The 23,449-nt window shown below is 52.2% G+C and carries 22 protein-coding genes; 17 read left to right on the top strand and 5 right to left on the bottom strand.

Annotation, left to right across the window (positions count from 1 at the left end):
* Positions 1-66 precede the first annotated feature (66 nt).
* The 10 genes from BN3795_RS24720 (at position 67) to BN3795_RS24675 (ending at position 9,638) form a co-directional block, all read left to right on the top strand.
* Positions 67-801, top strand: a complete 735-nt coding sequence (locus tag BN3795_RS24720; RefSeq protein WP_068787335.1) for an ABC transporter ATP-binding protein — start codon at positions 67-69, stop codon at positions 799-801.
* Positions 798-2,102, top strand: a complete 1,305-nt coding sequence (locus BN3795_RS24715) for an ABC transporter permease (protein ID WP_068787334.1) — start codon at positions 798-800, stop codon at positions 2,100-2,102. Before BN3795_RS24720 ends, BN3795_RS24715 begins: the two co-directional genes overlap by 4 nt.
* 51 nt (positions 2,103-2,153) lie before the next feature.
* Positions 2,154-2,825 (top strand): TetR/AcrR family transcriptional regulator, encoded by a 672-nt coding sequence (locus tag BN3795_RS24710; RefSeq protein WP_068787333.1) that lies wholly within the window; start codon positions 2,154-2,156, stop codon positions 2,823-2,825.
* A gap of 184 nt (positions 2,826-3,009) precedes the next feature.
* Positions 3,010-3,255 carry a hypothetical protein gene (locus tag BN3795_RS24705; protein ID WP_068787332.1) on the top strand — a complete coding sequence of 82 codons (246 nt, stop codon included), beginning with the start codon at positions 3,010-3,012 and terminating at the stop codon, positions 3,253-3,255.
* An 86-nt stretch (positions 3,256-3,341) separates the two neighbouring features.
* A complete protein-coding gene (locus BN3795_RS24700) occupies positions 3,342-4,082 on the top strand; it encodes a response regulator transcription factor (protein WP_110945380.1) in 741 nt (246 codons plus the stop codon).
* Complete coding sequence (locus BN3795_RS24695) at positions 4,079-5,164, top strand: sensor histidine kinase (protein WP_068787330.1); 1,086 nt, start codon at positions 4,079-4,081, stop codon at positions 5,162-5,164. Before BN3795_RS24700 ends, BN3795_RS24695 begins: the two co-directional genes overlap by 4 nt.
* A 15-nt stretch (positions 5,165-5,179) precedes the next feature.
* Positions 5,180-6,484: a molybdopterin-dependent oxidoreductase gene (locus BN3795_RS24690; RefSeq protein ID WP_068787329.1), complete on the top strand. Its 1,305-nt coding sequence runs from the start codon at positions 5,180-5,182 to the stop codon at positions 6,482-6,484.
* Positions 6,485-6,884: 400 nt separating this feature from the next.
* Positions 6,885-7,343 (top strand): flavodoxin, encoded by a 459-nt coding sequence (locus BN3795_RS24685; RefSeq protein WP_068787328.1) that lies wholly within the window; start codon positions 6,885-6,887, stop codon positions 7,341-7,343.
* Complete coding sequence (locus BN3795_RS24680; protein WP_068787327.1) at positions 7,340-8,086, top strand: hypothetical protein; 747 nt, start codon at positions 7,340-7,342, stop codon at positions 8,084-8,086. Before BN3795_RS24685 ends, BN3795_RS24680 begins: the two co-directional genes overlap by 4 nt.
* A gap of 142 nt (positions 8,087-8,228) precedes the next feature.
* Positions 8,229-9,638, top strand: a complete 1,410-nt coding sequence (locus BN3795_RS24675; RefSeq protein WP_068787326.1) for a deoxyguanosinetriphosphate triphosphohydrolase family protein — start codon at positions 8,229-8,231, stop codon at positions 9,636-9,638.
* Between the two features lie 76 nt (positions 9,639-9,714).
* On the opposite strand, the gene BN3795_RS24670 is transcribed toward BN3795_RS24675, so the two are convergent.
* The 4 genes from BN3795_RS24670 to BN3795_RS24655 all read right to left on the bottom strand — a co-directional run bounded on the left by BN3795_RS24670 (position 9,715) and on the right by BN3795_RS24655 (position 12,865).
* On the bottom strand, positions 9,715-10,284 hold the full coding sequence (locus BN3795_RS24670; protein ID WP_068787325.1) for a thymidine kinase: 570 nt from the start codon (positions 10,282-10,284) through the stop codon (positions 9,715-9,717).
* Positions 10,285-10,405: 121 nt separating this feature from the next.
* On the bottom strand, positions 10,406-11,698 hold the full coding sequence (locus BN3795_RS24665) for an MFS transporter (RefSeq protein WP_232730041.1): 1,293 nt from the start codon (positions 11,696-11,698) through the stop codon (positions 10,406-10,408).
* 64 nt (positions 11,699-11,762) lie between these two features.
* A complete protein-coding gene (locus BN3795_RS24660; protein WP_068787324.1) occupies positions 11,763-12,227 on the bottom strand; it encodes a MarR family winged helix-turn-helix transcriptional regulator in 465 nt (154 codons plus the stop codon).
* An 86-nt stretch (positions 12,228-12,313) separates the two neighbouring features.
* A complete protein-coding gene (locus BN3795_RS24655; RefSeq protein WP_068787323.1) occupies positions 12,314-12,865 on the bottom strand; it encodes a glutathione peroxidase in 552 nt (183 codons plus the stop codon).
* A gap of 205 nt (positions 12,866-13,070) precedes the next feature.
* On the opposite strand from BN3795_RS24655, the gene BN3795_RS24650 reads away from it, so the two are divergent.
* On the top strand, positions 13,071-14,519 hold the full coding sequence (locus BN3795_RS24650) for a serine hydrolase domain-containing protein (RefSeq protein ID WP_068787322.1): 1,449 nt from the start codon (positions 13,071-13,073) through the stop codon (positions 14,517-14,519).
* An 11-nt stretch (positions 14,520-14,530) separates the two neighbouring features.
* Here the strand turns inward: BN3795_RS24650 and BN3795_RS24645 are convergent, their stop codons facing one another.
* A complete protein-coding gene (locus tag BN3795_RS24645; RefSeq protein ID WP_068787321.1) occupies positions 14,531-15,094 on the bottom strand; it encodes a 5' nucleotidase, NT5C type in 564 nt (187 codons plus the stop codon).
* 305 nt (positions 15,095-15,399) lie between these two features.
* On the opposite strand from BN3795_RS24645, the gene bglS reads away from it, so the two are divergent.
* From bglS to BN3795_RS24615, 6 genes are all read left to right on the top strand, one after another.
* Positions 15,400-16,113: a beta-glucanase gene (bglS, locus tag BN3795_RS24640; protein ID WP_068787320.1), complete on the top strand. Its 714-nt coding sequence runs from the start codon at positions 15,400-15,402 to the stop codon at positions 16,111-16,113.
* 305 nt (positions 16,114-16,418) lie between these two features.
* On the top strand, positions 16,419-18,161 hold the full coding sequence (locus BN3795_RS24635; RefSeq protein WP_110945379.1) for a sensor histidine kinase: 1,743 nt from the start codon (positions 16,419-16,421) through the stop codon (positions 18,159-18,161).
* The gene (locus BN3795_RS24630; RefSeq protein WP_068787318.1) at positions 18,139-19,746 is read left to right on the top strand and encodes a response regulator transcription factor; all 1,608 of its coding nucleotides are present in this window, start codon (positions 18,139-18,141) and stop codon (positions 19,744-19,746) included. The genes BN3795_RS24635 and BN3795_RS24630 overlap by 23 nt, the downstream gene beginning before the upstream one ends.
* Positions 19,747-20,013: 267 nt before the next feature.
* Positions 20,014-21,420, top strand: coding sequence for a sugar ABC transporter substrate-binding protein (locus BN3795_RS24625; protein ID WP_232730040.1), 1,407 nt, complete (start codon positions 20,014-20,016; stop codon positions 21,418-21,420).
* A 263-nt stretch (positions 21,421-21,683) separates the two neighbouring features.
* Complete coding sequence (locus BN3795_RS24620) at positions 21,684-22,490, top strand: carbohydrate ABC transporter permease (protein WP_232730039.1); 807 nt, start codon at positions 21,684-21,686, stop codon at positions 22,488-22,490.
* The gene (locus BN3795_RS24615) at positions 22,487-23,344 is read left to right on the top strand and encodes a carbohydrate ABC transporter permease (protein ID WP_068787317.1); all 858 of its coding nucleotides are present in this window, start codon (positions 22,487-22,489) and stop codon (positions 23,342-23,344) included. The genes BN3795_RS24620 and BN3795_RS24615 overlap by 4 nt, the downstream gene beginning before the upstream one ends.
* Positions 23,345-23,449: the final 105 nt, after the last annotated feature.

Here is a 23,449-nt window from a genome sequence, read left to right as displayed (position 1 = left end):
CATCAGCAACGAGTGAGTAAGTACTCACTTTTATTGAAATCTCCCCACAGAGGAGTGAACTCGAACATGAACAACAAACCGGAAATTTGCATCCGAACCCATGAGGTTACTCGAGCCTTCAACGGTAAAGAGGTGCTGCATGGGATTACTCTGGAGGTCCATCGCAGCGAGATCTTCGGACTGCTGGGGCCATCGGGCTCGGGGAAAACGACGTTCGTGAAAATGATCGCCGGGATCGACGAAGCGACTCGCGGAGAGGTCGAGGTGCTGAGCACGCAGATGCCGAAGTTGGCGATGATGAGCCGTATCGGCTACATGGCCCAATCCGACGCGATGTATGCCGAGTTAACGGCCAAGGAAAACCTGGAGTTTTTCGGGGCGTTGTTTGGTTTGCGCGGCGCAAAATTGAAGCGGCGGATCAATGAGGTTATGGCGCTGGTGAATCTCACCGAACACCTTAAACGCCCGGTTGGTGCGTACTCCGGCGGGATGAAGCGCCGGCTGTCGCTGGCGATCGCCTTGATGCACGAACCCGAGGTGCTGATTCTCGATGAACCCACCGTCGGCATTGACCCGGTCCTGCGCAAGTCGATTTGGGACGAATTTGAAAGCCTTAGCCGCCAAGGTACAACGATCCTTGTGACGACCCATGTCATGGACGAAGCCGATAAGTGCCACCGGCTTGGCATGGTACGTGACGGCAACCTCATCGCCGTAGGAACGCCCGAAGCGCTCAAGCAGGAAACCGGGAGCGGGTCGATCGAAGAGGCCTTTCTCTTTTACGGAGGTGTTCGTGCATGAGAATCCGGGCTTTAATTGTACGCATTATTCGTCAGTTCATCCATGATAAACGAACGATGGCTTTGTTAATCGTCGCGCCGTTGTTAGTCCTATCTATGATGTATCTCGTATTTAACGGGGATGCCTATCAGCCGAAAATCGGCACGGTACAAATCCCGGCGATTCTTGCCGACAAACTGAGCGATACCGATGCTGAAGTGATCGCATTCGAGACGGAGGCAGCGGCTGAAGCGGCGTTAGCCGATCAGGAGATCGACGCGATGATTCGCCTCGATCAAGGCGTGCCGCATATCGTGCTGGAAGGCAGCGATCCTTCTAAGAACCGGGCTGTCATGCTGCTCATCCAGAAAACACTGCAGGGACAAGGGGCTTCAGGTGCTGCAAACGCGACGCTGCAAGACCAAAACCAGGATGAGAGTGCCCTTGCCCACTCAAGCGGATCGGCAGCAACGGCAGCAACCGGCCCGGCAGGTAGCCCTGACAGCAGGACAACAGCGGCGCCAATCGGCCCGACAGTTAGCCCTGACAGCAGGGCAGCAACGGACCAAACCGCCCCGGCAGCTAGCCCGAATCGCACTGCACGGCAACAGCCGACGGCGCAGGCACCGGTGTTCGAGTATTTGCACGGCGGGGCGGAGATGTCTTCCTTTGACAGCTTAAGCCCTGTGCTGATCGGCTTNTTGCACGGCGGGGCGGAGATGTCTTCCTTTGACAGCTTAAGCCCTGTGCTGATCGGCTTGTTTGCTTTCTTCTTCGTATTTCTGATCGCCGGTGTTTCTTTCCTGAGGGAGCGAACAAGCGGTACGCTGGAGCGGCTGCTCGCTACGCCGCTGCGCCGCTGGGAGATCGTCACCGGCTATACGGCGGGCTTCGGCATCTTTACGAGCCTGCAAGCGGTGCTAATTGCCGGATTCACGGTCTATGCGCTCGGCAGCCTGATGGTCGGCTCCTTCGGATATGTGCTGCTGATCATGCTGCTGCTGTCGCTCTCGGCCCTTAGCTTCGGCACACTCTTGTCGGCTTTCGCCAATTCGGAATTCCAGATGATTCAGTTCATTCCGATTGTCATCGTGCCGCAGGTGTTCTTCTCCGGATTGTTTGACCTGGAGAGCATTTCACCGTGGCTGCGCTGGATCACTCACATCACGCCGCTGAAATACGGCGCGGACGCGCTGCGCGGCATCATGATCCGCGGCGAGGGCTGGAGCGGGATCGCGCTTGACGTCTACGTGCTGGCCGGGCTGTCCCTTGTGTTCATGCTCGCCAATGTACTCGCGTTGCGCAAGCACCGCAAAATATAGTACGCTGGACTGGAGAAGCATACGATACGAAGAAAGAGGGGAGGGGCCTCTATGTCGAACGAGAGAGAGCAGTGGCTGGAGGACTTGATCCGGTTAACGGAAGAAGAGGACACGGAGAAGAAGACGGAGAAGCAGATTAAAATTTTGGAGGCAGCGACGGAGATTTTTGCAGAGAAGGGATATGCCGCAACGTCCACCAGTGAAATTGCGCAAAAGGCCGGGGTGGCCGAAGGAACGATTTTCCGTCACTACAAAACCAAGAAGGATCTGCTGTTGTCCATTGCCGGACCGATTGTCATCAAGCTCGTTGCCCCCTTCCTGTTGCGGGATTTTGCCAAAATGCTCGATCTGCCGTATGAGCGGGCGGAGGATTTTTTTCGCGCGCTGGCCAAGGACCGTTTCAAGTTTGTCCGTGAGAATATGCGGATTATCAAAATCTTAATTCAGGAGGTCCCGTTTCAGCCGGAGCTGCTGGAGCAGGTGAAAGGGTTGGCGTCTGAGATCGTTTTTCAGCGGATCAAGCGAGTGATTCTGCATTTTCAGGAAAAAGGACTGCTTGTTGAAGCGCCGCCATGGCGGATCGCCAGAACCGGTGCGAGCGTGATGATTGGGATGATTTTGGTACATGTGCTGATCGTGCCGGATTTCCCTTTTGATGAAGAGGAAGAAATCGAACGCACCTTGGACCTGCTCATGTACGGCATCGCCGGCCGTCCTCAGTAAATCGGCATTATATAACCCGTTTCAGGCTTAGCCTGGGGCGGGTTTTCTTATTGAGCGGCGGTTTTGTAATACTTTCGTAAGGCTTTTCTAATGGTTTCGCAAGCGGATTGTTCTTGGATGGTTAGCATTGTTCGTTAAGATAGGGGGCGAACGAAGTCCAAATCACGAAAGGAAGAAGATGAGCATGAAAAAAATCGGAATGATCTTGATGCTGGGGGCTATGCTGACGTTAGCCGCATGCGGTGCCAAAAACAACGACATGATGAACCAAGGGAACATGAACGACGGGGCCAACACTTCAACGGAAATGAGCGGTACCTCCGGAAATGGCGAGATGATGAACAGCGAGATGAGCCAGGACATGATGGGTGGGGAAATGAAGGACGGCGAAATGAAGGATGGAAATATGGACGATGAAATGGGCAAATAATCCAAAGGTCGTAACCTCTCTAGCATCACGGTATAATGTGATTAATGATACAGGGAATACTTTCCACTAGGCAGGGGGCCATACTTGTGAGCGCCAAAATTGTAGTTGCCGACGATGAGCAAAATATTACGGATGTCTGCCGCCGTTATCTGGAACGCGAGGGCTGGATGGTTTGGGTTGCTTCGGATGGGGAGGAAGCGCTGCGCCATTGGGAAGAGCATCAACCCGATTTGCTGGTGCTGGATCTTATGATGCCGAAGCTTGGCGGTCTGGAGGTATGCGATCGGATCCGTCAGCAGGAGGATACGCCGATCATTATGCTGACGGCCCGCGGCGAGGAAGCCGACCGGTTGCTGGGGCTCACGATGGGAGCGGACGATTACCTGACCAAACCGTTTAGTCCACGCGAACTGGTGCTGCGTATCAAGAACATCCTGCGGCGAACCGGCGTTCAAACGGGTGCTGCCGCAGCGGCGGCCCCCCCGAAATCAGCGGCTGAAGGTGGTGAAGGGCCGGCGATTGCGTTTGACGGCCTGGAGATTTTTCCGCAGGAGCGGCGAGTATTGATTCGGGGAGTAGAGGCGGATTTGACGATGAAGGAATTCGATCTTCTACACCTACTTGCGAAGTACCCGGGGAAGGTGTTTTCCCGCAGCCAGCTGTTGAACCAGGTGTGGGATGTGGCTTATGACGGTGATACGACAACGGTTACCGTTCATATCCGCCGGCTGCGGGAGAAAATCGAAACCAACCCGTCGACCCCGGAATGGATCAAAACAGTCTGGGGGATCGGCTACAAGCTTGAAGCTAGGGGGCAGGAGCGATGAAGCTGCGGACGTACCTTCTGCTGGCCAACTTGGTCAGCATCGCGATGATCATCCTGCTGCTGGTGGCGTTTTATCGATATATGCTGTTGAGCAAAGAGCAGTTTGTTTGGCTGACGCTCGCCTCGATTGGTGCGGGGCTGGTATCGGCGCTGCTGCATTTCGTGCTGGTGCGTCCGCTGGAAGCTTCGGTTAAGCGAATCGGCGATGGGGCGAGACGTATTGCTGAGGGCGATTTAAAGGCACGGGTCGAGTATACGGGGTTAAAAGAGTTCCGCCAGTTGGCCGATCAGTTTAACCATATGGGAGACAGCCTTGAGACCAGCTTCAAGCAGGTGTCGGTGGCGGAAGCCGCCCAACGCGAGTTGGTCGCGAATATGGCCCATGACTTGAGGACGCCGCTGGCCTCGGTTCAATCCTACGTTGAGGCGCTGGAGGATGATGTCATTCAGGATGAGGCCGCGTTCCGGCGATATTTAGCCACCATCCGCACCGAAACGGTGCGGCTCGGGGAGCTCATTCAAGATTTATTTGAGCTGTCGACGCTGGAATCGGCAAGACAGGAGACGAAGGAGCTGCGAATGTCGATTGCGGAAGACGTCCTCATCGAGCTGCTGCCGCGTTTCGCCAAGCCATGCGAAGCGAAGTCGCTGCAGTTGAAGGTAGAGCTTCCTGATCGTCCGCTTAAGCTTCGAATGGCGCCCCGACATTTGGAACGAGTGCTGCAAAATTTACTGGAAAATGCCATAAGGTATTCCCCGCAAGGGGGCACGATTACGTGCTCGGCGATGGAAATCACCGACGATCCGGAGGGCAGGAAAACCCGGTTTTCGATCGTTGATCAAGGACCGGGCGTCCCCCCTGAAGAGAGAGTGCGCATCTTCGAGCGCTTTTATCGTTCCGATCGGTCTCGCAGCCGGGATAGCGGAGGCGCCGGTTTAGGTCTGTCCATCGCGAAGCGGTTGGTGGAGCAATACGGCGGTGAGATCGGGGTGGAGGAAGCCCAGGCGGGAGGCAGTACGTTTTGGTTCACGGTACTCGAGGTGGCTGATGGCAGACATGCTGAGGAGTACTCCATGAAATAAGGAGGTGGTAGAGGGATGAAGGGAATGCTGGAGCGCCTGCGTAAGGGATATGGAAAAAAACTCGTCACCCTGCATACCTGGAACGGCTGGATTGTCGTGATCCTGGCCTTGACGGGGCTACTGTTGGTTGGCGGGTTTTGGCGCGGGCTGCTGGGCGAGGGCCGAGTTTGGCTGAAATGGCTGCATATCGCGGTGGGTATCGCTTCGATCCTCCCGGTCATTTATTACTTGCTGCTAGCCGGGAAGCACTGGAAGCAGTTGCGACAGAAGCCCTGGCAGCGGTTTAATGTCCTTGTGGTCCTTGCTTTGCTGTTGGGCTGGTTTGGTTCGGGCGTGCTGCTGTGGCAATTCAAGGCGGTGGGGCCGAGGGTGTCCAATGCGGCGCTGACCGTCCATGATCTCTTAACCTGGATCGGTCTGCCATACATCATTTACCATTCCTTAACCCGGACCCAATGGTTGAAGGAACCGGCCCGACGGTCGATTAAAGCCGAGGTTCGCCCTGCCGCCGCAGGCAAGGTGGCGGAAGCAGGAGCAGAGGCTTCGGCTGCGGCAGAGGCTAAACTGCCCCAAGGCCCCACCTCTCCCCAGCCGGTCTATACCCGCCGGGCGTTTATCCGCGGGGCGATTGGCATAGGACTGGCGGTGACGGTTGGACCAACCTTTCTCAAATGGCTGGGCAGCTCCTTCGGCAGCATCGGCGGAACAAAAACGGTGGACCGGCTGCTGGAGGAGAATGCCAACCGGCTCGTTCCGAATCCGGTGCCGCTTCCGGCTTCCGCAGAGGTGGTTGGAGGCGGGGCGCAGGGACATTTTCGGGTATACACGGTCACGGACATCCCGTCCTTCTCCAATGAGAACTGGTCGTTTACGATCGACGGTCTGGTGAACAACAAGTTCAAATGGAGCTGGGAGGACTTCCTTAAGCTGAAGCGGAAGGTGCAGGTTAGCGATTTTCACTGTGTGACCGGCTGGTCGGTGTACAATAATACTTGGGAAGGCATCCCGCTGCGGGAGCTGCTCCAACAAGCCGGTGTCAAACCCAACGCCAAAACGGTGAAGTTCTATTCGGGGGACGGCGTTTATACGGATACCCTCACCCTGGAGCAAGCGGAGATGGAGGATGTGTTGGTCGCGGTGATGCACGACGGTAAGCCGATTCCGAGCGATTTGGGCGGACCGGTAAGACTGATCGTGCCGAAAATGTACGCCTATAAGTCGGTGAAATGGCTGACACGAATCGAGTTGATCGAAGGCGAGCATGTCGGTTACTGGGAGCAGCGCGGTTACTCGAACGATGCGTGGGTGGGACTGAGCTGATAGATCGTATAGCTAAAAGAAGCCGGATACTCCATTCAGGGGGGTCCGGCTTTTATGTTGATTTGAGCTATCCGCTCCCTTCTTTTGAGGATTATCCCGTTGCATCAGGCAGATCGTGGGGAAGTCATCGATCTCCGTTTCCCATTGTAAGGATTGCCCAGGCAGGCAACGCCTTCTTGATCCCTCCCGTTCTGAACGAAGGGGATAATCGTACATAGGGGCGTAAGAATTCTGAACGAAAGGATAATCGCACATAGAGGTGTACCAATTCTCTGAACGAAAGGGATAATCGTGCAAAGGTGGTGTGAGAAGATACTACCCTCTCTTTTATTGACAATGATAATCATTATCAATTATACTTCGGTTATCAAGTCACGTTGCTTGAAGGGAGTTGGAGGGATTGAGCAAAATCATCATCGTCTATGCCAGCTTGACCGGGAATACGGAGGAAATGGCTGAATTGATCGCTGAGGGCGTCCGCAGCACCGGAGCCGCCGCGGATTTGAAAATGGTAGAGGACTGCAACGCCGTTCATCTACTGGAATATGACGCTTGCTTATTGGGGGCTTATACTTGGGGGGATGGGGAGCTTCCCGACGAGTTTTCCGATTTCGTGGATGAAATGAAGGGGTTGAATCTGGTAGGCTTCCGGGCTGCTGTCTTTGGCAGCGGAGACACCTCTTATCGTCTGTATTGCGCAGCCGTGGATGAACTGGAGCAACGGCTAAGAGAATTCGGAGCCATCATCGTTCAGCCCCCTTTGAAGGTGGAATACGGTCCGAATCCGGAAGAGAAGGTGCTGTGCCGGGAATTCGGGGCAAGCTTCGCGCAAAGCCTGGGAGCGCTGCACCAGCCATGACGAAGCAGCTTATTGATTATGAGTTGGAAGAATGGTTGCGTTCGCTTATGGCGGACTCAACTGATCCGGCGGGAGCAAAGAGCCCTTCCCCTTCGAGCGGAGGGCCTCTTATCTCTTGGCAGCAACGCGTGCAATACGCCGTTGGCCATGCCATCAACGATTATTTCACGCTGATCCCAGCGGTTCGGATGCATACACCGATCCAGGTGCTGCTGAACCGGCGTTGGCCGCGAAATCAGAGTGATTTTCCGGATGCGATGTTCTACTGGCAGGTTTACAACCGGATGGTATCGGAGTTGACTTTCATTACGGGGACGAGAATTTATGATTATCCCGTCGCTTTATATGAGAAATGGGGAACGCACGCGGCGGAGCTGGATCTGCATTTGGGTATTATTTTTCAAACGGTATGGCAGGAGCGGGGGAACCCGGATAGGGTGACGGTGCAGAAATTCTTGGTGGAGGACAATGAGAGCATCACGCAAGCTTTTATCCATATGGTCAACGTGTTTTGGCACTGTGCATTTGGTTGTCCGCCCAGTGAGATCGAGGTTCATACGTTATTGGAGGGCCGGAGGCAGGTTGTCCCGGGAGAAACCCTAGATCTGCAGGAGTCTCTGGATTATGTGCGGTTATTGCAGGAAGTTTGGGAAGGCGAATGTCGACATCGCCAGACCGAGGAACCTGGCGATGCAACGAAGCGTTCCGGAGGCTGCGAACCGTGGAGGTTGGGCGTATCATAAAAATATGAAATGCTGGAGCGAAGCCCCGCGATGCGGGGTTATTTTTATGTGCGCAAATAAATTTGGGGCCGGTGCTTTATGTTCCGCCCATGGACGGCTACAATAACAGAAAAGAGAGAACGCGACAAGGAGTGCAGGAACCATGAACATACAGGAACTGCGGGAGCACCGCCAATATCCGGACAATATCGGACACGAAAATAACCGGGCTACCTTCGAACGCGATTATTCGCGGTTGATCCATTCCCCAACTTTCCGCCGCCTGCAAGGGAAATCGCAAGTGTTTGGAGCCGGTACAGGCGATTATTACCGGACGCGGTTGACGCATTCGCTGGAGGTCGCGCAAATTGCCCGGGAAGCGGCGCGAAGCCTGCTGCGGGCGTATCCCGAGTTGGCGGTGGATCGAGCTGGCCACCCGGGCTTGGTGATCGACCCGGAGGTGGTGGAATGCGCCGCAATTTGCCATGATTTCGGGCATCCTCCGTTTGGACACAAGGGCGAAGAGGTGCTGGATCAAATCTTGGAGAAGCGGATTGAGGAGAAGGTGCGGACGGCCCTGAAGGGCAAGCAACCAACCCCGGAGGAAGAACAGCGGACCCGGGAGGCGTACCGGCGAAAATACGAGCATTTTGAAGGCAATGCCCACAATTTCCGGCTGATGATGTTCCTGGAGAAACGGGAAAACATCGACGGTCTGAACTTATCCGATGCGGTGCTGCTTGGGACGAATAAATATCCCTACCCCGGTACGATCAACAAGAAGGGGCTGTATCTCCACGAATGGGAGTATATCTCCTCCATTCGCGAGCGCTGGGGGATTCCGCAGGGTAAGAAGACGTTCGAAGCGCAACTGATGGACCTGTGCGACGATATCGCCTATTCGGCCCATGATCTCGAAGACGGCATCAAGGCGGGAAAAATCGAGGTCCACGAGCATTTCCTCAAAGACTCGCATATTCAGCGATTGATCGTCGAGAAGATCATGACGCTGGAGGATTCGTTTTGGGCAGGGTGGACGCCGGACAAAGTACAGGTCAAGGTGGCGGAAGTGCTGGACGAATTCCTGCACATCTGGAACGCCAAAATGCCGATCTGCGATCAAGACTACTCCCGGACGCGCCGGGAGGTGAAGGCTTATTGGGTCAGCCTGTTCGTCGGCAGCCTGGGCGTTATCGATGACGGTGATTGGCAGAAGGTCACATTCGTAAAAGAAGGGCAAGAGGATGAAGACATGCTGCGGACGGTAAGCGTGCTGAAGAGCTTCGCTTGGGTCACGATGATTCGCGATCTGCGGGTGCAGCGGCTCCAGAAACGCAGCGCTTGGGTGATCAAGCGGCTGTGGGACGCCTTCGTCGATCCGGAGACGAGCAAGTCGATCATTCCCGGCGACTGGCTGCGCCGCTTCGATCGGGATCAGGCCAAAGCGAAACCGATCTGGACTTGGGAGCATATGATCATCGACTATATTGCCGGCATGACCGACGCCTACGCGGAGAAAATCTACAACGAGCTGTATGGACTAAAGGTCGGCACGATTTACGATATGGATTGAGATGAACAAAAGCACGATGGATAAGGAGAGGGCAGTCCCGTCTCCGGCCATCGTGCTTTTGTTGTAAGGCACCGCTTTACAGCGGCGGGTTAGCGTGACATTTCCGGCACACCGGGTAATACGACTCGTTGCCGCCGATTTGAATCTGCTCACCGGTGTAGACGGGTTTGCCGTTCTCCACCCGCAGGTTCATCGTCGCCTTGCGCGCACAGAACCAGCAGATCGTTTTCATTTCCTCGATTTTATCCGCATAAATGAGCAGCAGGCGGCTGCCCTCGAACAGTTGGTTCTGGAAATCATTCTTCAGCCCAAACGCCATGACGGGAATGTCCAGCTCGTCGACGATCCGGACCAACTGCTTGATACTGTCCTCCCCGAGGAATTGGCATTCGTCCACCAATATGCAGTACAGGCGCGGCTTATGATTTTTGACGATATCGAACAGGTTCGTATCCGGGAAAATAGGAATAGCCTGCCGGCGCAATCCGATCCGCGAGGAGACAAAGCCAATCTCATCTCGATTATCGATCGCCGAGGTGAAGAGCAATACCGGCTTGTTTTGCTCTTCATAATTATGGGCGACTTTCAAAATTTCAATGGACTTTCCGCTGTTCATTGCTCCATATTTATAAAATAACTGTGCCAAACGATGACGTCCCTTTCTGTGAGTTCTATCGCAATCATGATGCTCTTTATTCTAGCATACTTCAGTCCGGTTGTTGGATAGGCAAGCGCGAAATTTGGAGAAAATCATCGCCAGTCCAATCTTACATGGCCGCTTCTGCCGCCTGGCTGCGCGCCTTGCGAATTTGCATCGCCATGACCGCAGCTACGAAGCAGACAAATCCGGCGATGACGAAGGCTTGAGAGTAGCTGCCCAGCCAGTCTCTCAGGACGCCTGCACCGTATGCGGCTGTAGAGGCACCGATTTGGTGGGCGACGACGATCCAGCCGAAGATCATGCCGGATCTCTCTTTCCCGAACGTTTCGCTCGCGAGCTTGGCGGTTGGCGGAACGGTAGCGATCCAGTCTAGGCCGTAGAAGACGGAGAACACGACGAGCATGGCCGGGGAGGCCGAGTTAAGCGCAAACGGCAGGAACAGCAGGGAAAGCCCGCGCAGTCCGTAATACCAGAACAGCAGCTTGCGGCTGTCGAACCGGTCGGACAACCAGCCGGAGATCGTTGTGCCAAACAAATCGAAGATGCCCATCATTGCCAGGAGCCCGGCAGCGGCAACCTCCAGTATGCCGTGATCCCCGCAGGCGGCGATCAGATGGGTGCCGATGAGGCCGTTCGTCGAAAAGCCGCAGAAGAAAAAGGTGCCGGCCAGCAGCCAAAACGTCGGGTGTTTCACCGCCAGCCGCAAATTTTGCAGCGGCGCGATAAAAATGTTGCCCCGGAAGGGCTCCGGCTTGATCCGCTCGGATGAACCGTAAGGAGCAGCGCCAACCTCGTAAGGGTGATTGCGCATCCAGATCGCGACGGCCGCGAGGACGACGACAATGCTGGCCACGGCGACATACACGGCGTATCGCCAGCCAAGGTCCGACGTGAGCTTGGCGAACAGCGGCAGAAACAGCAGTTGGCCGGTTGCCGCACTTGCGGTAAGGAGCCCGATAATCAGGCCCTTGCGCTTGACGAACCACTGATTGCTGACCGTGACGCCCAGGACGTTGGCCATCATTCCAGTTGCGAGTCCCGATACCACACCCCACAGCAGCTCAAATTGCCATAAAGCATGGATGAACGGGGTCAGGGCCAGACTCAGCCCAAGCACGGACAACGAGCAGATCAATACCTTGCGGAAGCCAAAGCGCAGCAGCAGGGAAGCCGAGAAGGGCCCGACCAGGCCGTATAGAAAGATCCCGATGGAGATCACACTCGAGATGCTGCCCCGACTCCAGCCGAATTCGTCCTGAAAGGGAAGAAGAAGCACGCTTGGCAAGGAGCGAATGCTTGCGGAGATGAGCAAAGTAACAAATGTAAGCAGGACGATAATCCAGCCGTAATAGAAACGTGATTTAGGCTTGTTTTCAGGCGGAAGGTTCATTTCATTCATCGCAGGTTTCTCCTCTATTTATAATTTTGCTTGTACATACAATTATATATCAGAAGGAACTGAATTATCGTTCCAACTGCTCGCTGGCCAGCTCCTGCTGCGTGGTAAGCAAGTCGGCCAATTCCTCGCCAAGCACGGCGACGTACGAGGCTTTCAGTTTTTTCGAAGCTTCGCTAAGGGAGGGCTCGAGGGCGCAACCTTTCTCGGTTGGGTAGACCAACACGGTTTTCCCTTGAACTTGACGTTCCACCAGCCCCTTGGCTTGCAGCTTGTCGATAAAGCGCGTCAAGGTAGACGGTGTGATGTACAGTTTCTCGGACAGCTCCTTTTGCGTGATGCCGGGCTTCACGATGACCAGGCGGATGAGGTAGCCGTAAGCGGGAGCAAGCCCGGTCGTTGCAAAGGCATCATCGGCGATCCGCGTGATCGCCCGGCTCAGACGGTTGGTGGTAAAATACATGCAGCTGTGCAGGAAAGCATCGTCGGCTTCGATCGAAGGCTCCGGGGTAGCTTTTGGTTCCTTTGGCATGTTCAAGTCTCCGTTTCATCCAATATTTTGTATGTACAACAAAGATATCTGATGCGGCCCTTGTTGTCAATACCCGAACCCGTAATCTACTGCCCCAAAAGCGTTTCGATGGCCGGGCCCAGCGCCTCCGGCTCCGTCGTTGGCTCAAAGCGAGCGGTCACCTTCCCGTGGCGGTTGATCAGAAATTTCGTGAAGTTCCATTTGATCCCATTGCCTTCATAAATTTCGGGATAGGATGCAAGGAGGAAGTTCTTCATCCAAAGCTCCTGTTCGTTATTCGGGTCAAACCCTTGAAACGGAGCCTGCTCGGTCAAATAGGCAAAAAGAGGGTGCACGCGCTCGCCGCGAACTTCGATTTTTTCGAACAGCGGGAACGTGACGCCGAAGCCACCTCGGCAAGCTTGTTCGACTTCAGCATGGTTACCGGGTTCTTTGCCGTTAAACTGGTTGCAGGGAAATGCGAGAATCTCGAATCCGTGCTTCCGCCAGGCGTTATACAGCGAGTGCAAGCCGGCAAACTGCCTGGAGAAGCTGCATTGACTGGCGACATTGACAATCATAAGCACTTTCCCCCGGTATTCGGACAGACGAATCGTACGTCCCTGGATCAATTCAGCTTCAAAATTATAAATCGTCACGCGTGTTCCTCCTTCGTGCTGAGAATGGATAGCCTCCGGTTAAGGCAGGGCTTTTGCCATAAGCATAATGCTTGAAGATGAGGAACGGAAATACTCGAATGCAATAAACTCGATAGGAATAACCAATGAGGGCGAAGCTTACCCGGCCTGCCTGGCAGGTGTATAATGGAATTGGCTGAAATGCCCAATGAAGGGAGAGGTGGAAATGTCCGTACGCACGGAGAAATCGCTGCCTAGAACAAGCCTGAAGGAGCTGGGAATCTCGGCTCGAAACGTCATTGATTTTTTGGAATATATGAAAGCGCATTCGATCGAGCTGCACAGCTTGATGCTGGTACGGCATGGATCTGTCGCAGCGGAGGGCTGGTGGGCTCCTTATGGACCTGATCTGCCGCATATGTTGTTTTCCCTTAGCAAAAGTTTCACCTCCACAGCCATCGGGATCGCCGTACAGGAAGGCAAGCTGAGCGTGGAAGATCCGGTTGTCTCCTTCTTCCCGGAGGACGCGCCGGAGGAGATTTCACCGAATTTGGCCGCGATGCAAATCCAGCATCTATTGATGATGGGCACCGGCCACGCCTTGGATACGATGGAGCCGCTCGCCAAAGCGAAGGATGGCAACTGGGTGAAGGCGTTCTTGGAGCAGCCGGTGGAGCATGAGCCGGGAACGTTCTTCCTGTATAACACCGGGGCCACCTACATGTTGTCCGCGATCCTGCAGAAAGTCACCGGGGAAACGCTGCTGCAGTATTTGCAGCCGCGTCTGTTCGAACCGCTTGGCATTGCGAATCCCACTTGGGAGAGCTGCCCGCGCGGTATCAATACCGGGGGATTCGGGCTGAAGGTCACCACCGAGGATATCGCCAAATTTGGTCAGCTGTACCTGCAGAAAGGCTTATGGCAAGGTAAGCGATTGCTGGATGAAAGCTGGGTTGATGCCGCAACCTCCAAGCAGATCTCAAACGGCGACGGCGGGGACAGCGACTGGGCGCAGGGCTATGGATACCAGTTCTGGCGCTGCCGTCACGGGATTTATCGGGGCGACGGGGCGTTTGGACAATTCTGCATCGTGCTGCCGGAGCAGGAGGCGGTTATCGCCATGACAGCCGGCACCAACGATCTGCAAGGCGTGCTGAACGGAGTGTGGGATCATCTGCTTAGCGCTTTTGCCCCGAGCGAGGGGAGTCTGCCTCAGGAGGATCCCGCCGCGGAGGAAGAACTGCGCCGATGGTTGGAGGGGCTGTACATCGAACCGCCCCGGGTTCATCCCCAGTCGGAGCGGGAAGCTGAGCTCATCGGCAGACAGAGCTGTCTACTGGAAGCCAATAAACTGGAATTAGAAAGCACAAGGATTACGATTCATGGAGATACCGCCGTGCTGGACATCAAGGACAAACGCGGGGACCACCGGGTTGAACTGGGGCGGCAGGCGTGGCGGCTGGGCCGGACAACGTTGTTCGAGGAGGAACGGATTGCGGCCTCCTTCACATGGAAGTCGCCGGATACGCTGCTCCTCAGCATTCAGCGGATGGAGACCCCTTTTCGCGTAAGCTTTGAAATTATGCTGCAGGAGGACGGCATCGAAATCCGTATCGCCCAAAATGTCTCCTTCGGCGAGCCTGGGCTGGCTCCGATCCGGGGCCGTCTCGCGTAAGCGCCGCCTCCTTACCCGGGGAAACGCTCGGCCAACAGCCGGTTCACCAATTCGCTCATGCCCTCCCATGAATCCCTCATGAGGAATTGCTCCTGAATCGGGGCGTTCCACGGGCGGGGGATGCCGATGGTTAATCTTCCGGCTTCTTTGGCGGGCAGCAGGTTATGGGGACCGTCATCGATCAACAGGTCGAAGCCCAGCAGGGTTTTTCGCTTGGCGACGAAGAAGTTCTCGAACGGGATGAACGGCATCCAGCGCTGCAGCCAGTTCCATTTCTCCGGAACGGATGACGGCCGGGCGGCGGTGACGATGATCACGTCGTGGTCCTGCGCAATCTTGCGCACTTCCTCCACGGTATGTTCATCAAAGATCTCCAGCTCTTCATATAAGCCGGGGCGCCCAAAGAACAGGTCTTCATTGCAGTCGGGATGCCAGATCCCCGTCATGTCGAAGCTGATCATTTGGTCCATGGTCAACGGGCGGTCGGGAAATTGCAAATTGTGATAATGGATAGCCCTAGGCACGAGATGGCAGAGGGTATCGTCCATATCGATCGCTACGATGTGTTTGGGCATAGAAGGTAATCTCCTGATTGTAGTTGGGATTGAAAATACATGACTTCTTCTAAGATATCAGAAAAGTGCGGTTTTGGGAGTCTTGAGGTATTCTCAAGGCTCTTTTTCTGCCCTGAAAAAAGTTAGAAAATTGATACAAAAGTTAAATGATCATCATGGAAACACTTCCCTGAATGACCATAAAATGAGGGTACGCTACGAACGATATGCTTCTTCCAGGAAAGGAGGGAAATAGGGGTTGCTGTGCCACGCAAGGATCAACGTTCCTGTAGCGGTTATTCATTTAATTAGGGAGAGGTGTTCAAATGAAGAAAAGATGGCTGGTTATCCTTTGTTCTTCACTGGTTCTCTGGATTACATGGACCGTTACCACAATGGCGGCCACCGTGTTCTGGGAACCATTAACGTATCATAACACACAAACCTGGGAGAAGGCCGACGGGTATTCAAATGGCAATATGTTCAATTGCACCTGGCGGGCAAACAATGCATCTTTTACAAGTGATGGTAAGCTGCGGCTTGCACTAACCAGTCCCTCCTACAATAAATTTGATTGCGCGGAGTATCGCACCAAGTTTAAGAGTAGTTACGGACTCTATGAGGTGAACATGAAGCCTGCAAAAAATGTGGGGATCGTATCCTCCTTCTTCACTTACACAGGGCCGTCGGACGGTACGCAGTGGGATGAAATCGATATCGAATTTTTAGGCAAAGATACGACCAAAGTGCAATTCAATTACTATACCAATGGGGTTGGCGGTCACGAAAAGGTAATCGATTTGGGCTTCGATGCATCCCAAGGCTTCCATACCTACGCTTTTAACTGGCAGCCTAATTCCATCACATGGTACGTAGATGGTGTAGCCAAACACACCGCAACTTCAAATATCCCCAAAACTCCAGGAAAAATCATGATGAATCTCTGGAACGGCACCGGAGTGGACGGCTGGTTGGGCAGCTATAACGGGGCTAATCCGCTGTACGCCTACTACGATTGGGTTAAATACACCAGTAATTAAGCAAATACCAGGGCTGGGGAATTCCCCAGCCCTGGGCGAGTTATAATTTGAAGTGGACTTGGTTCGCAACATTGAAGCTTGGAAACCAAGGAACACAACGTTTGAAATCGCTCCTATTTCTTCAGATAAACGAAAGTCCCCCAATTTACTTTTTATTTGAGATCGTTCTTGAATAAAACTATACCAGAAATTCAACTTCCCTTAACTAATCTCAACCTATTGTCGAATCAAGCAAATCAGATATTAAAATTTTGAGCAAACTTTTCATTTTTTTATTACTATGGAACTAGATTGGACTTTGGGTGATGATGGTGGTGAATCTAAATAAGATGAAATTTAAGTTTACGCTGTCCATAAAGTTCACGATCGTTCTATTTGTATTATTAAGTATTGCAGTTGCGCTCAATGGTCGCTCCTATAGGGTGAGCATCCATACTATTGAAAACGATATCCAAGACTCCTATTACGAGCAATTGCGTTTTCTTCTGCTTCAATTGGACAACCAGGTGGATAATCTGGCTGCAAGCTTATTGGAGTTGGAAGAGGACTCAATCATGAAGCAATACATTAACACGACGGCACCCGAAGATCTGTTTGATAACAATATGCTCAGGTTCAATATGCATGAGAGAATCAAGCTGCAAAGCGCCGCATCGAACTGGCAAATGGAGATCAGCGTCTTTCTTAAACCCAAAAAGGAAGTGATCTCCACCCGGCCGGACATGGTTTTTGAAGACATGGTCTCCATCCCGCGGGTGGATCGCACCAAGGGGTTATGGAGCTACGAGCCGGGTCTGAGGAATGGCATGAACTATTTTACCTTGGTTCGATCTGCACCGGGATACACCATTCTGGCCCGCTTTCCCGACACCTATATACGCGATATGCTGAATAATTTCCAACAAAACTCCAATCGGTATACCTTGATGTATCATCCGAGATACGGCTTCATCGGTAATGATCCTCCGGACTTGGGGGACTGGGAGCGGCAGCTCGATTGGAAATCCATGCATCAGCCAGGCAAACGAATTCTGAATCTTGATGGACGCCGTGTGCTTTTGAATTACGTACCGGTGGAAAGCCTAGGTTGGGTCATCCTCGATCTAGTCCCTCTGGAGAAGGTCGTGCTGCCTGTGAAGGAAAGCAACCGTTTCTTCGTGCTTGGAATTATGGCGATGTTAGCGATCGGTGTGATATTCACGGTACTTCTTTACAAGCAAATCCAGCATCCGATCAACGAACTGGTGCTTAAATTACAGGATATCCGTACGGGCCATTTTGATGCTCGCTTGAAAACGAAACGTCGGGATGAATTTCAAGAAGTTTTTGCAGGGTTTAACAACATGGCCGAGCGCATTCAGGAGTTGATTGAGAAGGTGTATGAAGAGAAGCTTCGATTGAAGGAAGCCGAGCTCAAGCAACTGCAGTCGCAAATCAATCCGCATTTTTTGTACAACTGTCTCTTCTATATCAAAAATATGGCGAAAATGGGTGCGGATGAGCAAGTTGAAGCAATGGCCCTGAATCTTGGGGAATATTACAGGTATACGACCCGGCTCGAAAATCCTCTGACCACCGTACGGGAGGAGGTTAAATTTCTGAAAAACTATTTGAACATACATAACTTCCGAAGACCTATGGTCTACGAAATTAACATTGAAGATGAACTTATGGAAGCTTCGATTCCTCGGTTGTTTATCCAGCCTTTGGTAGAAAATGCGATCATTCATGGCATTGAAAACAGTGACCGGGAAGGGATAATCCGCATCCAGGGATGTAATATTCCAGACGGTTTCATGATCAGTGTCGAGGATTCCGGTGACGGCCTGGGTCCTGAGGAACTGAAGGATCTTCGTGAAAAAATGAATCGTCCGCTGTCCCCTGAGACGGGTTGCGGTTTGTGGAACACCTACCAAAGAGTAATTAATCAGTATGATCCGGGGTGCGGCATGCATTTTGAACATTCCCTCTTAGGTGGATTGAAGGTATCCATCTGCTGTATCACTAAACATCAGGAGGAACCCCATGTTAAGTTTGCTGATCGTTGATGACGAACCGACGATTGTGGATACGCTGGCTTACACGATCGATTGGGAGAAGCTCGAAATTATGACAGTGTACAAGGCCTACTCGGCCAAGGAGGCATTGTTGGTCTTGGAAGAGCACGCGGTTGATCTTGTCATCGCTGACATTAACATGCCCCGGATGACAGGCATTGAACTGGTGGCGCAAATCAATCAGAAATACCGTCATGTGAAAAGCGTGTTGCTCTCAGGATACGCCGAATTTGCATACGCTAGACAAGCGATCAACTACGGGGTGTCGGACTATTTGCTCAAGCCGGTTTCCGACGAGGACTTGATCGCAGTGATCGGCAGGCTCGTCCAAAGGATCAAGGGAGAATGGCAGGAGGTAGTCTCCCAAAGACGGGTCGTCCGTACGTTAAAAGAAAGCTTGCCGGTATTGACGGATAAGCTTCTAAATGAGCTGTTGGTCGGGAAGTTGAAGGATGAATCCTTGCGTTATCTTCTGGATTTATACGAGATTCCTTTCCGTTTTGGAGATGAAATCTGCATTATGGTCATTCGAATGGAAGAGGGGCTTCCGGAATTTAACGAACAGGATATTTTCCTATTAGAATATGCGATTATGAATATCGCCGTTGAAATGTTCGGGAATTCTCACGATCTATGGCCCTGCAAGGATTCTAACGGATGCCTGGTTCTGCTTGTTCGGAAGAAGACAAGCGGTCATTCAACCGGCAGTGTGGAAGAACATAGAAAATTCGATTCTTTAGCGATGCAGCTGCAGCGGAATATTGGCTTGTACTTGAAACGGGTCGTTTCCATTATTGTGAGCAAATGGGGGATCTTCCCCGAAGAAATCGGTAGATTGTACAGCCATACGACGGAGCAAATTCGCAGCAAACTGGCAAATGAATCCGGTTGCTTCTTGTCTGGCGAGCTGACGGAAGCGGTAGCGGTGCAGCAGCCCTTACATCGTTTATATGAAACCCCCACGCTGCACCACTTGCTTGAAAACCGACGGTGGGAGGAATATCGGGAGAAGCTGGCGGCGGTGATCGAAGATATGAAGCAGGCAGGAAATTTGTCCGAAGAGCATGTTCGGGAGGCATATACCGTTGTGGTCGGTTCGTTTTACTTTTACGCACACAAGCATAATCGCCTGCTAAGCGACCTTGTGGAAGGTACAACGGTTCTGGACCGAATCATTCATTCTGTTCAGCAATTGTCGGAATGGGCGCTTTTCATACTGGATAAGATCCGATACAGTGACCAGACCGAACAGAGAACGTCGAGAGATAAATTAACGATAAAAATAAGAGACTATATTGACCGAAATTTGAGCACAGCTTCGCTGCAAACGATCGCGGATGCGGTGTATCTCCATCCCGTTTATTTGTCCCGGCTTTACAAGGCCGAAACAGGGGAGGGGATCAGCGAGTATATCCAGAAGCAACGCATGTTGAAAGCGGCGGAAATGCTGAAGGACGAATCGTTGAAAATTTACGAAATATCGGAGCAATTGGGCTTCAAAAATGCGGCTTATTTCAGCAAAGTCTTTCGGGAGGAGTATGGGAAGACGCCCAATGAATTTCGCGAACAATTATAAAGGTTATAGTGGAGCTTCTCCCTGGCGACAGCAGGTTGAGAAGCTTATTTATTTTTTTGCATAATCTTTGTTTATTTATTAGTGTGTTTATGGTCTCAGAGAGAAGCCGCGATAAACCGATGACTGGATGGTCAATAAATCTGCAGGAATGTTGAAAACGAGTTATTTTCGCCCTCCGTGATGCTCTTTACAATAAAAATACAGTGCATGGGGGTTTGGGATGAACCAACCTATGCGCTGGCAATTATTAAATACGGGGGGAAGAAAATGAGTCAAAGACGCATTAGTTTTGTTCTGTTGTCACTCGTATTGGTGATGAGCATGTTCTTATCGGCCTGCGGCAGCAGCAACGGTAATAACAACGCTTCTGGGAATTCAAGCCCTGCTAATACGGACACGAGTGCGGGCAATACGGCTGCAGAGACGTCGAAAGAAGACGTGACGCTGACCGCGTGGATCATGCCGAACAGCCCGAAGCCGGATAAAGACTTTCTGGAAGTTATGAAGCCTTACCTGGATCAAAACCCGAATGTCAAACTAAATGTAACGGTGCTAGACTGGGGCTCCGCATGGACTAAGATTACCACGGCTGCAACCAGCGGCGAGGGTCCGGACATTCTGCAATTGGGTACGACTTGGGTGCCGGCTATAGCGGCGATGAACGGGATCGAGGATTTGACCGATCGCGTCAACGATGTTGGTGGAGAGGGCAACTACCTTCCGGCCAGTTGGGAAACGACGAAAATCAACGGTCAATCCGAAGTGTTCGGAATTCCTTGGTTCGTGGATGCCCGCGCGCTCTTCTATCGCACGGATGCCCTGGAGAAAGCAGGGTTAGATCCAGCGACTGCGTTTAAGGATTGGGACACTTTCAAGCAAACGTTAACTAAATTAAACGGCGTTGAGATCGAAGGACAGAAAATGACGGCCTTTGGCGTTCCGGGGAAGAACGACTGGAACGTTCCGCACAACATTTTCCCATGGATTTGGGCTGCCGGTGGCAACGTGCTTAACGAAGATAATACGAAGGTTGCGTTTAATGATAAAACTGCTTTGGAAGGCGTCATGTACTACACTGGACTCGCTCATGACGGGCTTGTGGACAAAGCTTCCCTTGAGAAGAACTCTTCCCAAATTGAGAGCGACTTCTCAGACGGTAAAACGGCGATTATGGTGAGCGGGGCATGGATGATTAAGAACTTCGCAACTCCAGCGGAAGACGGGGGCGTAGGCGATAAAACGGCATCCCAAAATTATGGTGTTGCAGCGCTTCCGGCTGGTCCTGCCGGACAATCCACTTTTATTGGCGGCAGCCACTTGACGATCTTCAAAGGATCTAAGCATAAAGATGCGGCTTGGGGCGTGATCAAGTATTTGTCCGGCGACGAAGCGCAGCTTGCTTATGCGCAAGCATCCGGCCAGTTGCCTGCAAAGAAGAACGTGATGGATTCGCTGACATCCGACCCCGGATATAAGGCATTGGTCGAAGCTACAAATTACGGTAAGTCCTACCCGGCCATTCCGCAATGGGGACCGTGCGAAACGGCGCTCGTGAAATATTTCGGTAATATTTGGGATATCGTGGCTGGTGTTTCTGGAACGTACAGTGAAGAATCAATTCAGAAGCAGCTTGATGATGCGGCTAATGAAGTCAGTGCGATCTTGAATCAGTAAGGCCTAAACTACAAGGCTTCATCAATATGTTAAAAAGTGTGCTATCAAGTGCCGACTTGATAGCACACTTCATTAGAAGGAAGTGAGATTCCGTGGAAGCATCAAGGATTCCCGAACGGCCGGAAACCCGAAGTACTTATGCAATGCGGTTCAAGAAAGGCTTTAAGGAATATCGTGTCGCTTATTTTTTTATTCTACCGACCTTTTTGTTTATGATACTCGTTCATATCTTCCCTATGCTTCAAGGGATCTGGATGTCCTTTTTGAAATTAAATCAATTTACGCTGAGCAAGTTTTTAAAGGCTCCGTTTATTGGGCTCAGTAACTATGTGGATCTGTTAGTTAATGAATCCAATCCGGTGCGTCAAGGTTTGGGATACGCACTGCGTAATACGGCGATTTATAGCGTAGTCGTAACGATTTCAGTTATGGTCATCGGTTTGCTGGTCGCGATCCTTCTGAACCGGGATTTTCCGGGAAGGGGCATTGCCAGAGCGGCTATGCTTCTTCCATGGGTCGTTCCTTCCTATGTGGTAGGGGTTCTCTGGGGGTTTATGTGGCAGAAGGATGGGATCATTAACTATATTCTGGTGGATATCCTGCATCTCATGGCGGAGAAGCCCTTCTGGCTGATCGGTCAAAATACGATTTGGGCGATCATTATCCCCACGGTATGGAGAAGTTGGCCCTTCCTCATGGTCATCTTTCTGGCTGGACTTCAAACGATTCCAGAAGATCTCTACGAAGCGTCAAAAATGGACGGCGCCGGCAGACTGCGCCAGTTTTTTTCGATTACGCTTCCGATGCTGAAGCCAATCATTGCCGTACAACTACTGTTCCAAATTATCAACAACGTATATTCCTACAATATCGTCGCTATGATGTTCGGCAACGGTTCCGGATACCCTGGGAAGTGGGGCGATCTGCTTATGACCGCCTTGCAAAGACAAACCTTCGGATACTGGTCCTTCGGGGTCGGGGCGGCGGCATCCTTCCTCTTGATGGCTGCTATGCTGATCATTGTAGGGGTATGGTATCGAATCTTTAGATCGGAGTTGAGAGCGGAATGAGCAGTCGAATCAAGAAAAGGCTAGAGTACCACTCGCTGAACGTACTCACATGGCTGATCGTAGCGTTTGTCGTATTCCCCATCTTTTGGATGGTTAAGGTTTCTCTCCATACGAATGGCGAAATTCTGCAGGGAATTACCAGCATCGCCATTCCTGATCCACAATGGATGAACTACAAGAATCTTTGGGAAACGGTCAATTTTGGCCAATTCTTTAAAAACAGCTTGATCATTTGCTTCGCGACGATGCTCGTCTCCTGCTTCCTGGCTCTATTGGCCGGGTATGCGCTGGCCAGGTACAAGTTCCCGGGCTCCGGATTGTTCGGAATGGGGATAATCGGGACGCAAATGATTCCGGGAATTATGTTTTTGCTGCCGATCTACTTATTGTTCCTGAAAATCAAGGATACCCTCGGTCTTCCCATGGTTGATACGTATTGGGGCATGATTCTGGTCTATTCCGCCTTCTATACCCCTATGAGCATCTGGATTATCCGCAGCTTTTTTGTCGCCATTCCGAAGGATCTTGAGGAATCGGCGCGAATCGACGGCTGCAACCGGATCCAGGCTTTTGTGCGGGTGATTCTGCCTCTCTCGCTGCCGGGGATTATTGCCATGTGCGTCTATATTTTCTTGACAGCTTGGGATGAACTGTTGTTTGCTTGGGTTCTGACGACAACCCCAAAGGTTCAAACGATCCCGGTAGGGATCAGATTGTTCGTCGGCCAATATACCAACCGTTACGATTTGTTGATGTCTGCAGCTACAGTCGTAACACTCCCTGTCATTATCACGTTCTTTATGACTCAAAAGTACTTTATTAGCGGGATGACGGCCGGGGCCGTGAAAGGTTAATTCGGAAAATCGCGGAGCGAGTCGGAGAGTCCACCTACCATATCGAAATCACGAAACCCGCCGGTTTCTATCGAGTTTTGGACAGAGCCAAAGCCAACCATGTTG

Origin of the sequence: Paenibacillus phocaeensis, from assembly GCF_900021165.1 — a bacterium.
Classification (GTDB): domain Bacteria; phylum Bacillota; class Bacilli; order Paenibacillales; family Paenibacillaceae; genus Fontibacillus; species Fontibacillus phocaensis.
This window is presented reverse-complemented; position numbering and strand designations above follow the sequence as displayed.